Source organism: Pseudomonas frederiksbergensis (assembly GCF_900105495.1).
In the GTDB taxonomy this organism is placed as follows: Bacteria; Pseudomonadota; Gammaproteobacteria; order Pseudomonadales; family Pseudomonadaceae; genus Aquipseudomonas; species Aquipseudomonas frederiksbergensis.
Map to the genome: position 1 here is coordinate 5199906 of NZ_FNTF01000002.1, position 12806 is coordinate 5212711.

At 59.2% G+C, this 12806-nt stretch carries 15 protein-coding genes; 6 read left to right on the plus strand and 9 right to left on the minus strand.

The genetic code is table 11. The annotated features are described in order from the left end of the window. The first annotated feature begins 11 nt into the window (after nucleotides 1-11). Nucleotides 12-494 (plus strand): GreA/GreB family elongation factor, encoded by a 483-nt coding sequence (locus tag BLW70_RS24410; RefSeq protein ID WP_056740335.1) that lies wholly within the window; start codon nucleotides 12-14, stop codon nucleotides 492-494. A 9-nt stretch (nucleotides 495-503) separates the two neighbouring features. Here BLW70_RS24410 and cysB read toward each other — a convergent pair whose 3' ends face one another. The 5 genes from cysB to BLW70_RS24435 form a co-directional block, all read right to left on the minus strand. Further along, nucleotides 504-1478, minus strand: a complete 975-nt coding sequence (gene cysB / locus BLW70_RS24415; RefSeq protein WP_008148549.1) for an HTH-type transcriptional regulator CysB — start codon at nucleotides 1476-1478, stop codon at nucleotides 504-506. A gap of 148 nt (nucleotides 1479-1626) precedes the next feature. Continuing rightward, nucleotides 1627-2130 carry a universal stress protein gene (locus BLW70_RS24420; protein WP_074878347.1) on the minus strand — a complete coding sequence of 168 codons (504 nt, stop codon included), beginning with the start codon at nucleotides 2128-2130 and terminating at the stop codon, nucleotides 1627-1629. Nucleotides 2131-2224: 94 nt separating this feature from the next. Continuing rightward, complete coding sequence (locus BLW70_RS24425; RefSeq protein WP_074878349.1) at nucleotides 2225-3130, minus strand: 5'-nucleotidase; 906 nt, start codon at nucleotides 3128-3130, stop codon at nucleotides 2225-2227. A 25-nt stretch (nucleotides 3131-3155) separates the two neighbouring features. Continuing rightward, nucleotides 3156-4112: a putative 2-dehydropantoate 2-reductase gene (locus BLW70_RS24430; protein WP_074878352.1), complete on the minus strand. Its 957-nt coding sequence runs from the start codon at nucleotides 4110-4112 to the stop codon at nucleotides 3156-3158. Next, nucleotides 4109-4495 carry a thioredoxin family protein gene (locus BLW70_RS24435; RefSeq protein ID WP_074878353.1) on the minus strand — a complete coding sequence of 129 codons (387 nt, stop codon included), beginning with the start codon at nucleotides 4493-4495 and terminating at the stop codon, nucleotides 4109-4111. The genes BLW70_RS24430 and BLW70_RS24435 overlap by 4 nt, the downstream gene beginning before the upstream one ends. On the opposite strand from BLW70_RS24435, the gene BLW70_RS24440 reads away from it, so the two are divergent. Beyond that, entirely contained in the window at nucleotides 4494-4937 is a 444-nt protein-coding gene (locus tag BLW70_RS24440) for a PilZ domain-containing protein (protein ID WP_074878355.1), read from the plus strand. The two genes, BLW70_RS24435 and BLW70_RS24440, sit on opposite strands and share 2 nt — an antisense overlap. A gap of 183 nt (nucleotides 4938-5120) precedes the next feature. Beyond that, nucleotides 5121-6197 carry a 3-deoxy-7-phosphoheptulonate synthase gene (locus BLW70_RS24445; protein ID WP_007899930.1) on the plus strand — a complete coding sequence of 359 codons (1077 nt, stop codon included), beginning with the start codon at nucleotides 5121-5123 and terminating at the stop codon, nucleotides 6195-6197. A gap of 70 nt (nucleotides 6198-6267) precedes the next feature. Here the strand turns inward: BLW70_RS24445 and BLW70_RS24450 are convergent, their stop codons facing one another. Further along, nucleotides 6268-6555, minus strand: coding sequence for a GNAT family N-acetyltransferase (locus BLW70_RS24450; RefSeq protein ID WP_008057026.1), 288 nt, complete (start codon nucleotides 6553-6555; stop codon nucleotides 6268-6270). Nucleotides 6556-7193: 638 nt separating this feature from the next. Between BLW70_RS24450 and oprI the strand changes: the two genes are divergently transcribed. Continuing rightward, nucleotides 7194-7445, plus strand: coding sequence for an outer membrane lipoprotei OprI (oprI, locus tag BLW70_RS24455; RefSeq protein WP_002553018.1), 252 nt, complete (start codon nucleotides 7194-7196; stop codon nucleotides 7443-7445). A gap of 125 nt (nucleotides 7446-7570) precedes the next feature. On the opposite strand, the gene BLW70_RS24460 is transcribed toward oprI, so the two are convergent. From BLW70_RS24460 to BLW70_RS24470, 3 genes are all read right to left on the minus strand, one after another. After that, nucleotides 7571-8542, minus strand: coding sequence for a L,D-transpeptidase family protein (locus tag BLW70_RS24460; protein ID WP_074878358.1), 972 nt, complete (start codon nucleotides 8540-8542; stop codon nucleotides 7571-7573). A 102-nt stretch (nucleotides 8543-8644) separates the two neighbouring features. Then, a complete protein-coding gene (locus BLW70_RS24465; protein ID WP_003226812.1) occupies nucleotides 8645-8938 on the minus strand; it encodes a hypothetical protein in 294 nt (97 codons plus the stop codon). Nucleotides 8939-8994: 56 nt separating this feature from the next. Beyond that, on the minus strand, nucleotides 8995-9600 hold the full coding sequence (locus BLW70_RS24470; RefSeq protein WP_074878360.1) for an arylesterase: 606 nt from the start codon (nucleotides 9598-9600) through the stop codon (nucleotides 8995-8997). A gap of 10 nt (nucleotides 9601-9610) precedes the next feature. On the opposite strand from BLW70_RS24470, the gene BLW70_RS24475 reads away from it, so the two are divergent. Beyond that, nucleotides 9611-10294, plus strand: coding sequence for an ABC transporter ATP-binding protein (locus BLW70_RS24475; RefSeq protein WP_074878361.1), 684 nt, complete (start codon nucleotides 9611-9613; stop codon nucleotides 10292-10294). Further along, nucleotides 10294-12798 (plus strand): ABC transporter permease, encoded by a 2505-nt coding sequence (locus BLW70_RS24480; RefSeq protein WP_074878363.1) that lies wholly within the window; start codon nucleotides 10294-10296, stop codon nucleotides 12796-12798. Before BLW70_RS24475 ends, BLW70_RS24480 begins: the two co-directional genes overlap by 1 nt. Nucleotides 12799-12806 lie beyond the last annotated feature (8 nt).

The window sequence follows — 12806 nt, forward strand, 5'->3', positions numbered from 1 at the left end:
AGAAGCTCTTTATGCACAAGCCGACCGTCCACCAACTGATTCTCGACAAGCTGCGGATCGACCTCGACATCGCCGAGCGTGCCGCACAGACCGCTTACGAAACCGCGACCCACGAAGAAAACATCGCTGAGAACAAGTACGACACACTGGGTCTGGAGGCGTCTTACCTGGCAGCCGGACAGGCCAAACGCGTGGAGGAAATCCGGCAGTCACTGACACTTTGCCAGAACCTGACGCTGCGCCCTTACGACGATCAGCGTGGTATCGAAGTCGGTGCCCTGCTCGGTCTGGAAGACGAAAAGGGTCGTGAGCAATGGTTGTTTCTGGCCCCCGATGCGGCGGGCTTGAAGGTCGACCTGGTAGGGCAATGGATTACCGTCATCACCCCCCGCTCACCGCTGGGTAAAAGCCTGCTGGGCAAGTTCGAAGGGGACGAGGTGGAGATTCTGGTGGCGGGTGCTCGGCAACAGTTTTCTGTCACCGAGGTGGTCTGACCCGGGAGATTAATGGACCGGCAGTTCGACGCCGTCGAACAGCTCTTCCAGTTCCTGCTTATTGTGGCACTGGATGGCCTTGGCCATGACTTCGCGGGTCAGGTGCGGGGCGAACTTCTCGATGAAGTCGCACATGAAGCCACGCAGGAACGTGCCGCGACGGAAACCGATTTTAGTAATGCTGGACTCGAACAAGTCGCTGGCATCAAGCATGACCAGGTCGCTATCGAGTTTGGCATCGACCGCCATTTTCGCCACGATACCCACGCCCAGACCCAGACGAACGTACGTCTTGATCACGTCGGCGTCGGCGGCGGTGAACACCACTTTCGGCGTCAGGCCGCGATGGCTGAACGCTTCGTCGAGCTTCGAGCGACCGGTGAAACCGAATACGTACGTCACGATCGGGTATTCGGCCAAGGCTTCGAGGGTCAACTTCGACAGCTTGGTCAGCGGGTGGCCCTGAGGCACGACCACGCAGCGGTTCCAGCGATAGCACGGCATCATCACCAGATCCCCGAACAGCTCCAGCGCTTCGGTGGCAATGGCGAAATCGACGGTGCCGTCAGCGGCCATTTCAGCGATCTGCATCGGCGAACCCTGGTGCATGTGCAGGGCAACGTCCGGGTATTGCTTGATGAAGTTGCTGATCACCGGGGGCAACGCATAACGCGCCTGGGTGTGCGTAGTGGCAATCGACAGGGTGCCTTTCTTCTCGTTGGAGAATTCCTGGGCGATCTGCTTGATGCTTTCAACCTTGCGCAGGATTTCGCCGGCGGTGGTGATAATGCGCTCGCCAGCCGGGGTGACGCGGGTCAGATGCTTGCCGCTGCGAGCGAATACCTCGACCCCCAATTCGTCTTCCAGCAGACGGATCTGCTTGCTGATGCCCGGTTGCGACGTGTAAAGGCTTTGGGCTGTAGCGGAAACGTTGAGGTCGTGGTGCGCCACTTCCCAGATGTAGCGCAGTTGTTGAAGCTTCATATGAATCCCTCAAAGCAGGTAGACGCCACGGGCATCAGCGACGGTATATAACTATATTAATGGTTTGAAGAATAAATCTAGAACTTTTTTATCAAACTGCCACTATTCGTGTTCTGGTGTCCTGCCCCGTGAATGCGAGGCAGGAACACTAACGATCCCCTTGCCGACGACGTTCCACCAGCGGCACCAGATAGACCGGTACCCGCGACAGTTGCAACACCCGCGCCGCAGTCCGCCCCAAAGGCGTTTCCGCGCCAGCACCATGGCTATGACTTCCTACGATCAACAAATCCACGGAGAGTTTCTGCGCCTGGTCGAGAATCACCTGGGACGGATCGCCCTGAAGCACCCGTACTGCTTTGATCCGCTCAAGGTCCTGCTCCCCTTCATCCCCCAACTCTTCACGAAAGCTATCGAGCACCCGATGCTCGATATTGGCGATCACCGTATTCAGGCCCTGACTGTGAAACTCGTTCAACGACTGCTCATCGAGGTAACTCTGAAGCACCGACTCGGCGAACAGCCCCATCGGTTCAACGGCATGCACTACGTAGAGATCGGCATTGAATGTGCGCGCCAGTGCCAAGGCATGCTGCATGACCAAAGGCGCGTACAAGCCGAGGTCAGTGGCGTACAGCATCGAATGAATCATATGACCTCCTCGAGTGCCGACATGGCGGAGATTGATTCAGCTTAGCAGTGCCTTGGCGAGTGCGGCGTTTCGCGTAACGCATTGAACCGTGGGCTTAAACCTTTTGCTCGTTGCTTATGCCGTGCGGCACGTGTCCGGTGGCGACCACCTCGCGGGCCAACTCGCAATGACCCGCCTGATCGTCGAAAAACACGTCGGCGGCAAAGGCTTCGAGAAACGCTGACTTGGTCAGGCCGCCGAGAAACAGCGACTCGTCCAAACGAATGTCCCATTCGCGCAAGGTACGGATCACTCGCTCATGGGCCGGCGCCGACCGCGCGGTCACCAGTGCGGTGCGGATCGGACAGGCGTCTTCCGGGAACTCCCGTTGCAGCAAATTCAGGGCGGCGAGGAAGCCTTTGAACGGCCCGCCGCGCAGGGGCTCGCGGGCAGCCTCACGCTCGCTGGCCTGAAACGCTTCCAGGCCGCCGGACTGATAGACGCGCTCCGATTCGTCGGAAAACAGCACCGCGTCACCATCGAAAGCAATGCGCAGTTCATCACTGGCCGCACGGCTGGCGCCACCCGACAGAATGGTCGCCGCGGCGAACCCGGCATCCAGCGCACTGCGCACGTCTTCGGCATGCGTCGAGAGAAACAGGTCACAGCCGAAGGCCTTGAGGTACGGATAAGGACTGCGCCCGCCGACAAACGCCGCGCGGGAAATCGCCAGGCCATAGTGGTGGATCGAATTGAAAACCCGCAGGCCGGTGTCGGCACTGTTGCGTGACACCAGGATCACCTCGACCCGGGCGCGGCCAAGGCTGGCGTTCAAGTTAAGGAGTTTCTGTACCAAGGGAAATGCATCACCGGGCTCGAGGATTTCGTCTTCGTGTTCGATCTGATATTGCCGATAGGCTTCGACGCCGCTCGACAGATAGACCTTGTGGCTTTCGCTCAGGTCGAACAGCGCACGCGAAGAAATCGCCAGCACCAGTTTGTCGTCGATAGTCTTTGCCATGCCCTTCCCCCTCAGGTTGATCGACTCAGGTGTTACGTCGATCGATAAAACTCAAACTGCGATACAAGGCTTCGATTCGCGGCAACTCGCACCCTGCAGCCTTGGCTGCCGCCAGTGGCCGGGCGTAAATGGCCTCCAGCTCAAGCGGTCGTTTGTGCAGAAAGTCGTGGTACATGCTCGGCCAATAGTCCGGCATTTTCTCGGTCATCATGAACAGATGATCGGCATAACCGGCCGGTACGTCGTGACCGCAGGCGATTGCTCCCTGAACCACTTCAGCCATCAGCGCCTTGATCAGTTCCCGACTGTCGGCATCGGCCATCAACGGCGTGGTGCTGGCCTCGTGCAGCACCGACAGACCGTTGTAAGGGATATTCCAGACCAGTTTTTGCCAGCGCGCCTGATGCAGGTTCGCCATGGCCTGGGAGTCGATGCCGGCGGCGCGGAACAGTCCGGTGCCCTCCTCGACAATCGCCATGCGCGCCTGCTGGTCGGTTGCTGGGCCGCTGTGATAGCCGACATTGACCGCGCCGAGCGCCTGATGAGTGATGACGCCTGGTCCGTCGCGATGGACGCAGATATAGCAGAGCCCACCGAGCACGTGCAGCGAATCGGGAAGCAACGCTCGCAGACTGTCTTCAACGTCCAGGCCATTTTGCATCAGCAGCACTTTGGCATTCGGTGCTGCGGCTTGAATGATTGTCGGTGCCAGTTGGGCGTTGTTGGTGGTTTTCGCGCCCACCAGCAACCAGTCACAGGGCGGCATGTCTTCGGCACTCGAATACGCCTGAACCGGATTCAATGTCAGCGCGCCGTGCACTGCACTGTTGAGCCGCAATCCGCACTCGGCCACCGCCGAAAACTCACTGCGTAACAGAAAATGCACATCGAAACCGGCACGCGCCAGCATCAATCCGTAGAAACCGCCAATCGCACCGGTGCCGATAATACCGATTGTCGGTTTGGTCACTGCCCCCATCATGGCAACTCCTCTGCAATTCGACTCAACGCCTGAGCCACGGCTGCATTGAGCTCCGTGCGGGTCAGGCGCGATTTTAATGCCCCGAAAAATTCGCCGTCGCGCACCACAAACAGCGCAGGCAAATAGAAAACCTGGTAACGCTCGACCACCCCGCCATTGTTCCCGGCATCGATCCAGCACAGCCGATCGACGTCCAGATCGAGTCGCGGCAATTGCTCACGGGCAAAACGGCAACTGGCGCAGCCGACGCTGGTGAAAATGACCAGCGACACACCGCTCATCGCCAGCAGCCGTTGGTCGGCGTCGAAATCAGTCAGTTCCGATTCGACCACTATACTGGGTGGAACAATGTCAGATGGCCGACACATGGAGTCCGTGTTCATGGGACGTTTTATTCCTCACCCTGACGATGTGCCCGTCGAATTAACGTTGCTCAAACCTGAGTGTATTTCACGGCAACAGCTGCACACTATCAGCCTCGGGGGCATGGCTTGCAATTATCACCGGGCGTGGCGCCACGGTACGGCGCTGGAAGTTCGCATGCCGACGTTGAACCCCGACATGCGTTTTCTGGGCTATGTAGCCTGGTGCCTGCGACGAAAACGCGGTTATCTGGTAGGCATCGCCTTCGTTGACGAACAGATGATGTTCAGTGCCCGGATGGGCGAGCAGGTGTGCCAGATCGAACGTTACTGCCGACTGCATGATGCGCATCACGATCTGCAGGAGATGCAGGCCCTGGCCCTCGAATGGGTCCAGGAACATGCCGAAGAGTTCTCTCACGACACGGTTCGCAAGGCATTTGCACAGGTCCTGCTGGATTAGCAGGAGCATTCTCAATTAGCTTTCCCCGCGAAAACTAATTGAGAATGCCCCTTAAACCGGTGTCTGCCCATTGTCGAGCCACGGTGTAACGCGCTAAGGTTCTGCTCCCCGACGCGCTTAATTTGCTGTGCTCCGCCGCGCGGGTTCGCTGGCGGCCGGCACCCGTGACCTGACGAGTAAACGATGGCTGATTTACCGATCAACGACCTAAACGTCGCTTCCAACGAGACGCTGATCACTCCCGATCAGCTCAAGCGTGATATCCCTCTGAGCGACGCTGCCCTGCGCACCGTCACCAAGGGCCGCGAAGTCATTCGCAACATTCTTGATGGCACCGACCACCGCCTGTTTGTTGTCATCGGGCCTTGCTCGATCCACGACATCAAGGCTGCCCACGAATACGCCGAGCGCCTGAAAGCGCTTGCGGCTGAAGTGTCCGATACCCTGTATCTGGTCATGCGCGTGTATTTCGAGAAGCCACGCACCACCGTCGGCTGGAAAGGTTTGATCAACGATCCGTACCTGGACGACTCCTTCAAGATTCAGGACGGTCTGCACATCGGTCGTCAATTGTTGCTGGACCTGGCCGAAATGGGCCTGCCGACCGCAACTGAAGCCCTCGACCCGATCTCCCCGCAGTACTTGCAGGACCTGATCAGCTGGTCGGCCATCGGTGCGCGCACCACAGAATCCCAAACCCACCGTGAAATGGCCTCCGGCCTGTCCTCGGCAGTCGGCTTCAAGAACGGCACCGACGGCGGCTTGACGGTCGCTATCAACGCCCTGCAATCGGTTTCCAGCCCTCACCGCTTCCTGGGTATCAACCAGGAAGGTGGCGTGTCGATCGTCACCACCAAGGGCAATGCCTACGGTCACGTGGTACTGCGCGGTGGCAACGGCAAGCCGAACTACGATTCGGTCAGCGTCGCACTCTGCGAGCAAGCGCTGAACAAAGCGAAGATCAAGCCGAACATCATGGTCGATTGCAGCCACGCCAACTCCAACAAGGACCCGGCCTTGCAACCGCTGGTGATGGAGAACGTCGCCAACCAGATTCTCGAAGGCAACCAGTCGATCATCGGCCTGATGGTCGAAAGTCACCTGAACTGGGGCTGCCAGGCGATCCCGAAAGACCTCGCCGACCTGCAATACGGCGTGTCGATCACCGATGCCTGCATCGACTGGACCGCCACCGAAAACACCTTGCGCAGCATGCACGCCAAGCTCAAGGATGTGCTGCCAAAACGCGATCGCAGCTGATCACTTTTCGCCGTACAAAAAAACGCCGGGCAATGACCCGGCGTTTTTTATGCGTTCGATTCTATGAAGCTTACTGGCTCAGCTTGGCTGCATGCCGCTGGTGGCGCTCCATGTAGCGCTCCACGTAGGAACACGATGGAATGACGGTGTAACCCATTTCCTCAGCGTACTCCAACGCCTTCTCGGTCAAGGCTGCCGCAATGCCGCGGCCACGCAGCGCGTTGGGCACGAAGGTGCGATAGATATCCAGGGTCTGTTTCCCCAGATCCATATAGGTCAGGTAGGCACGATGACCGTCCACATTGGTCTCGAACTGATGACCAGCCTGGTCATGGTGGATGGACAACGCCTCGCTCATCACTACTCCTCGCGGGTCTGGAATTCTGACCCCTACCTTACCGATGTTTTTCCGGCGAAGGAACATCTACGCCACCCCGTGCCTGAATGGACACCGAGAAGAACTGCACCCATCTCGCGCAACCGAGCACATATCAAATAGTAGGCACCATTGGCAGAAATGCTCAAGGTACGCTCGTCATCACGCTAAGTGCGGGGGGTACTGCTCCGGGTTACGCAGAGACGGCTCGACCAAGATCTCTGAAGATCGACAGCCTGAACATTGCCGGATGTTGAGACTTAAGACGAGCGCCCTTTGTTAAAGTCACCTCAACATGGAGAAAGATATGAGAGACGCCACGCAAAATCCGTACAAAAGTGTGGACGAATCCATCTAGACAGACTTTAGCCAAGATTCGGAAAAGAGCCGTGGCGCCGGAACTTTTCTTCGGCGGCTCGCTCAGCTCGGGCCTCCCAGCTGGGTATTTTTTAAACAATGCAGTTAAAAGTTGCTCGAAAAAGAATCAACGCCTACAATTTTTTTGGCTTCTTGCTTTACGTCAGTTTACTTACGACAAGTAATGGGTAGTATGTACGCCGGCTATTTCCTCACTCTGAGGAGACAGCTAACTTAATAGAAAGTCCTTGAAGGGGAACACGATGAACAACGTTCTGAAATTCTCTGCTCTGGCTCTGGCCGCAGTTCTGGCTACCGGTTGCAGCAGCGTATCGAAAGAAACCGAAGCACGTCTGACCGCTACTGAAGACGCAGCTGCTCGCTCCCAGGCTCGTGCAGACGAAGCTTACCGTAAAGCTGATGAAGCTCTGGCTGCTGCTCAAAAAGCACAACAGACTGCTGACGAAGCTAACGAGCGTGCACTGCGCATGCTGGACAAAGCTAGCCGCAAGTAATAGTCCTTCGGGATTGTTATCAAGCCGACCCATTTTTTGGGTCGGCTTTTTTATTGCCCGCTATTTCATACCGGCAATAAAAAACCCGCCGAGGCAGTCAGCATCGGCGGGTTCCTTTCATTGCATTACTGCAGCGGGTCGATCGGCGCAGTCGTCACCATCGGCGCCGAGGCATTCGGCACTCCGATTTCCACCGGCAAACCATCTTCGGCCGCAACCACGTCGCGGACCACATCCCAGTCCATGCGCAGGTTGTTGGTGATGTCCTCACGCTTGAGCATCGCGTTGATCACCGCGGTGTGTTTGTCGACCACAGAGGGATTGCCCTTGTCGTCCAGCGGCGTGTGTGCTTCCAGGTACACCTTGCCACCACTGACACCGAACTTGTACGGGTCGCTGATAATGCGCACCGACGTGCCTACCGGCACCATGCTCGCCATTTCCAGCACGTTGTTGTTGAACATGCGGAAGCAACCGTGGCTGGTGCGCATGCCGATGCCGAACTTCTTGTTCGAACCGTGGATCAGGTAGCCCGGCGTGCCTAACGTGAACTTGAACGGCCCCAGAGGGTTGTCCGGGCCGGCCGGCACCACGTTCGGCAACGGGTCGCCATCGGCGGCGTGCTCTGCCTTGATCGACGCTGGAGGGGTCCAGGTCGGGTTCGGCGTCTTGGCGATGATGCTGGTATGGGCAATCGGCGAACCCCAGCCTTCACGACCGATACCCAGCGGGAAGGTGTACACCACGTTCCGGCCTTTGGGGAAGTAATAGAGGCGGTACTCGGCCAGGTTGATGACGATGCCTTCACGCGGGCCAGGTGGCAGGATGAAACGCGTCGGCAGCACCACTTCGGTGCCAGCGCCCGGCAGCCATGGATCGACGCCTGGGTTGGCCGCGACCATTTCCGAATAGCCCAGATCGTAGGTGGTACCAAGGTCGGCGAAGGTATCTTCGTACTTGGCCTTGATCACCTGGACCTGACCGATGATGTCTTCACCGGGCGGTGGCAGGGGCAGCTCCAATGCTGCTACGGGACCCGCCACACAGAGGGCGGCGAGAGACAGGTAGCGGGTGACGGCAGGAAAGCGCGGCAACATCCGGAAAATCCTTCGCATGATCGACAAGGGTATAAAAACGGGATTGTACACCGGCATCTGGAAATTCGGGGAGTTGACCGATAGCAAGCAATCTATCGGATTCTAAAGCTCGAAACGCAGTTCCGGCCAGATCGGCGAGGTGCCGCGTTTTTGCGATTCCAGAATGGCCCGGCACAGCGAGCACAGACGCTGGTCCTGGAACACACGGCGATCGACGCTCGACCAGCGCGGTTGTGCTGGCAACAGGCTGCCGCACAAGGTCCGGTCCGCCGAGCCGCCCAACTCCAGCTGACGGGTCACCAGATGTACCCGCACTTCCTGGCAGGCAAACAGATCCAGCTGTTCGTCAGGCTCGATCAGTTGGTAGGCAAAAAGTGACCAGGCAGGACGCGGCATCGGGGGCTCCAAATCGGGGGCGCCACCTTAGCCGAAACACCGCCGCTAGAAAAGCGTCAAAGCAGCGGTTTCAGTGTAGGCCAGACATTTTCCAGCAACTTGCCCTGAGCCCCGACAGTCGGGTGCAGGCCGTCGGCTTGCATCAAGTCTGGATGACCGCCTACGCCGTCGAGAAAAAACGGCACCAGGGGGATCTTTTTCTCCTCGGCCAACGTGCTGTAGACCTTCGCGAAGGCCTCGGTATAACGAACGCCGTAGTTGGGTGGCAATTGCATGCCGAGTAGCAGCACCTTGGCGCCACTGGCGCGGGAGCTGTCGATCATTGCTGCAAGGTTTTGTTGCAATTGTGTTGGCAGCAATCCGCGCAGGCCATCGTTACCGCCCAACTCGAGGATTACCAACTCAGGCTTATGCTCTGCAAGCAGCGCGGGCAGGCGCGCCCGGCCTCCGGCACTGGTGTCGCCGCCAATGGACGCATTGACTACCTTATCGTCGAAACCTTCGCGCTTGAGCCGGTCCTCAAGCAGGGATACCCATCCCAACCGGGTATCCAGCCCGAAACCCGCGCTGATACTATCGCCAACGATCAGGACAGTACCCGCCGCTGCGCTCTGGGCCATGCACATCAAGGCCAGGCCAGCACTCAAAAACCACACACGCATCGGATTCTCCATGGGCGCAAGCATTCTCACCGCGAAGAACCTCAGCAAAGTGGTTCCCAGCGCGGAAGGTGAACTGACTATCCTGCACGAACTGAGCCTGAAACTGAACAAGGGCGACAGTCTGGCCATCGTCGGCGCCTCAGGTTCGGGCAAATCCACCCTTTTGGGCCTGCTCGCCGGTCTCGATCTGCCGAGCAGCGGTGAAGTCACGCTCGCGGGTCAAGCCCTGAGCAATCTCGATGAAGACCAACGGGCGCGCATCCGCGCCGAGCACGTGGGTTTTGTCTTTCAATCATTCCAGTTGCTGGACAGCCTCAACGCTCTCGAAAACGTGATGCTGCCGCTGGAACTCGATGGGCGCAAGGACGCCCGTGCGCGCGCCACCGAACTGCTGCAACGCGTCGGACTGGGCCAACGCCTGACCCATTCGCCCCGCCAGCTCTCCGGCGGGGAACAACAGCGCGTGGCGATTGCCCGAGCCTTTGCCGCCGAGCCAGATGTGCTGTTTGCCGACGAACCCACCGGCAACCTCGACAGCCATACCGGCGAGCGCATCAGCGATCTGCTGTTCGAGCTCAATCAGGAACGTGGCACAACCCTGGTGCTGGTGACCCACGATGAACGCCTGGCACATCGCTGCCGACGCCTGATCCGCCTTGACGCCGGCCTGCTCGTCCCGCCCCTGGAGGTTTAATGGCACGCCTGCCGCTGTTGCGCCTGTTCAGTCTTGCCATCCGCCAACTGCTGCGCGATGCCCGCGCCGGTGAGTTGCGCGTGTTGTTCTTTGCCTTGCTGGTGGCTGTGGCGGCGAGTACCGCCATCGGCTACTTCGGCGCCCGTCTGAACGGCGCCATGATGCTGCGTGCCACCGAGTTTCTCGGTGCCGACTTGCTGCTTGAAGGCAGCTCTCCCGCACGACCCGAACAGATAAAAAGCGGCACGGAGCTGGGCCTCGAACACGCTCAAGTGGTGGAATTTTCCAGCGTCATCGCCACTGACAATGGTATTCAGCTGTCCAGCATCAAGGCGGCCGACGACGTCTATCCACTGCGCGGCGAACTGAAAAGCGCCCCAGAGCCCTTCGCCCCGGAAGAACCCGGTGGCGGACCGAAACCCGGTGAGGCCTGGGTCGAAGCGCGACTGTTGACTGCGCTGGACCTGAAGATCGGAGACAGCATCGACGTCGGCATGCGCACTCTCAAACTGGCGCGAGTGCTGACCTATGAGCCGGACCGCGCCGGTAATTTCTACAGCCTGACGCCACGAGTACTGATCAACCTCAACGACCTCGCCGCGACCGGCGTGGTGCAACCCGGCAGCCGGGTCAGTTACCGCGAACTCTGGCGCGGTAAAGCCGAGGCGCTGGAAACCTATCGTCAATTGATCAAACCCGGCCTGGCCGCCAACCAGCGTTTGCAGGATGCCCGCGATGGTAACCGACAGATCGGCGGCGCCTTGGGCAAGGCCGAGCGCTACTTGAACATGGCCAGCCTGGTGGCGGTTCTGCTGTCCGGTGTGGCGGTGGCGTTGTCGGCGACACGCTTCGCTACCCGCCGATTCGATGCCAGTGCATTGCTGCGTTGCCTGGGTTTGTCCCGACGGGAAACCATGGTGCTGTTCAGTTTGCAACTGACGGTACTAGGGCTACTCGCCAGTTTCTGCGGCGCCCTCATCGGCTGGTTCGCGCAGTTGGGACTGTTCGCGCTGCTGCATGATTTATTACCGACCGACGTTCCACCGGGCGGTCTGTTTCCCGCTATTGCCGGGATTGGCACCGGATTGGTCGCGCTGGCAGGGTTTGCCTTGCCACCACTGGCGGCACTGGGTCGGGTTCCGCCATTGCGGGTGTTGCGTCGGGACATGTTGCCGATCCCTTCCAGCACCTGGATGGTGTACGGCGCGGCATTGGGCGCTCTTGGGCTGATCATGTGGCGTCTGAGCCTGGATCTGCTGCTGACGTTCGCCCTGCTTGGTGGTGGCGTGATCGCAGCGCTGATCCTTGGCGGCTTGTTGTTGCTGCTCCTGAAGAGTCTGCGCCGCATGCTGGCGCGCGCCTCTTTGCCGTGGCGCCTCGGGCTGGGCCAATTGCTGCGTCATCCACTGGCGGCCGCGGGGCAATCCCTGGCCTTCGGCTTGATTCTGCTGTCGATGGCGTTGATTGCATTGCTGCGTGGCGAGTTGCTGGACACCTGGCAGAACCAGCTACCGAAAAACGCGCCCAATTATTTCGCGCTGAACATCCTGCCGGCGGACAAACAGGCGTTTACCGATCGCCTGATCGAACTGTCGGCACAATCGGCGCCGCTCTATCCGGTGGTACCTGGACGGCTGATCAGCGTCAACGGTGAGCCGGTTCAGGAAATCGTCAGCAAGGACTCGGCCGGCGACCGAGCGATCCAGCGCGACCTGAGCCTGACATGGGCAGCGGATTTGCCGACGGGCAACAAACTCACTGCGGGTAACTGGTGGGCCGAACAGACCCCGGACGACATTCCCGGCGTATCGGTGGAAGGCAAAGTCGCCGAAAGCCTGAAGCTCAAGCTCGGCGATCACATGGTGTTTACCGTGGGTGGCGTCAATCGCGAAGCAAAGGTCACCAGCCTGCGGGAGGTCAACTGGGACAACTTCCAGCCTAACTTCTTCATGATCTTCCAGCCCGGCACACTGAAGGATCTGCCGGCGACCTACCTGACCAGTTTCTATCTGGCGGCCGGTCATGATCAGCAGATCGTGGATCTGTCCCGGGCGTTTCCCGCGGTAACCATCTTGCAAGTCGAAGCCTTGCTCGAACAGCTGCGCAGCATCCTCGCCCAAGTAACTCTGGCGGTGGAATACGTGCTGTTGTTCGTGTTGGCGGCAGGGATGGCGGTGTTGTTTTCAGGCTTGCAGGCGACGCTCGATGAACGCATTCGCCAAGGCGCCTTGTTGCGAGCGCTAGGGGCCGAGCGCCAACTGTTGGTCAAGGCCCGGCGGATTGAATTCGGTTTGCTTGGAGCGGTCAGCGGGTTGTTGGCAGCGCTGGGTTCGGAACTGGTAAGCATGGTGCTCTACCGCTACGCCTTCGACCTGCCGTGGCACCCCCATCCGTGGTTATTGGTGCTGCCACTGATCGGTGCGGTGCTGATCGGGGGAGCCGGTGTGTTTGGTACGCGCCGTGCGCTGAACGCCAGCCCCCTGACAGTCTTGCGCGAGGGTTGATAGACTCA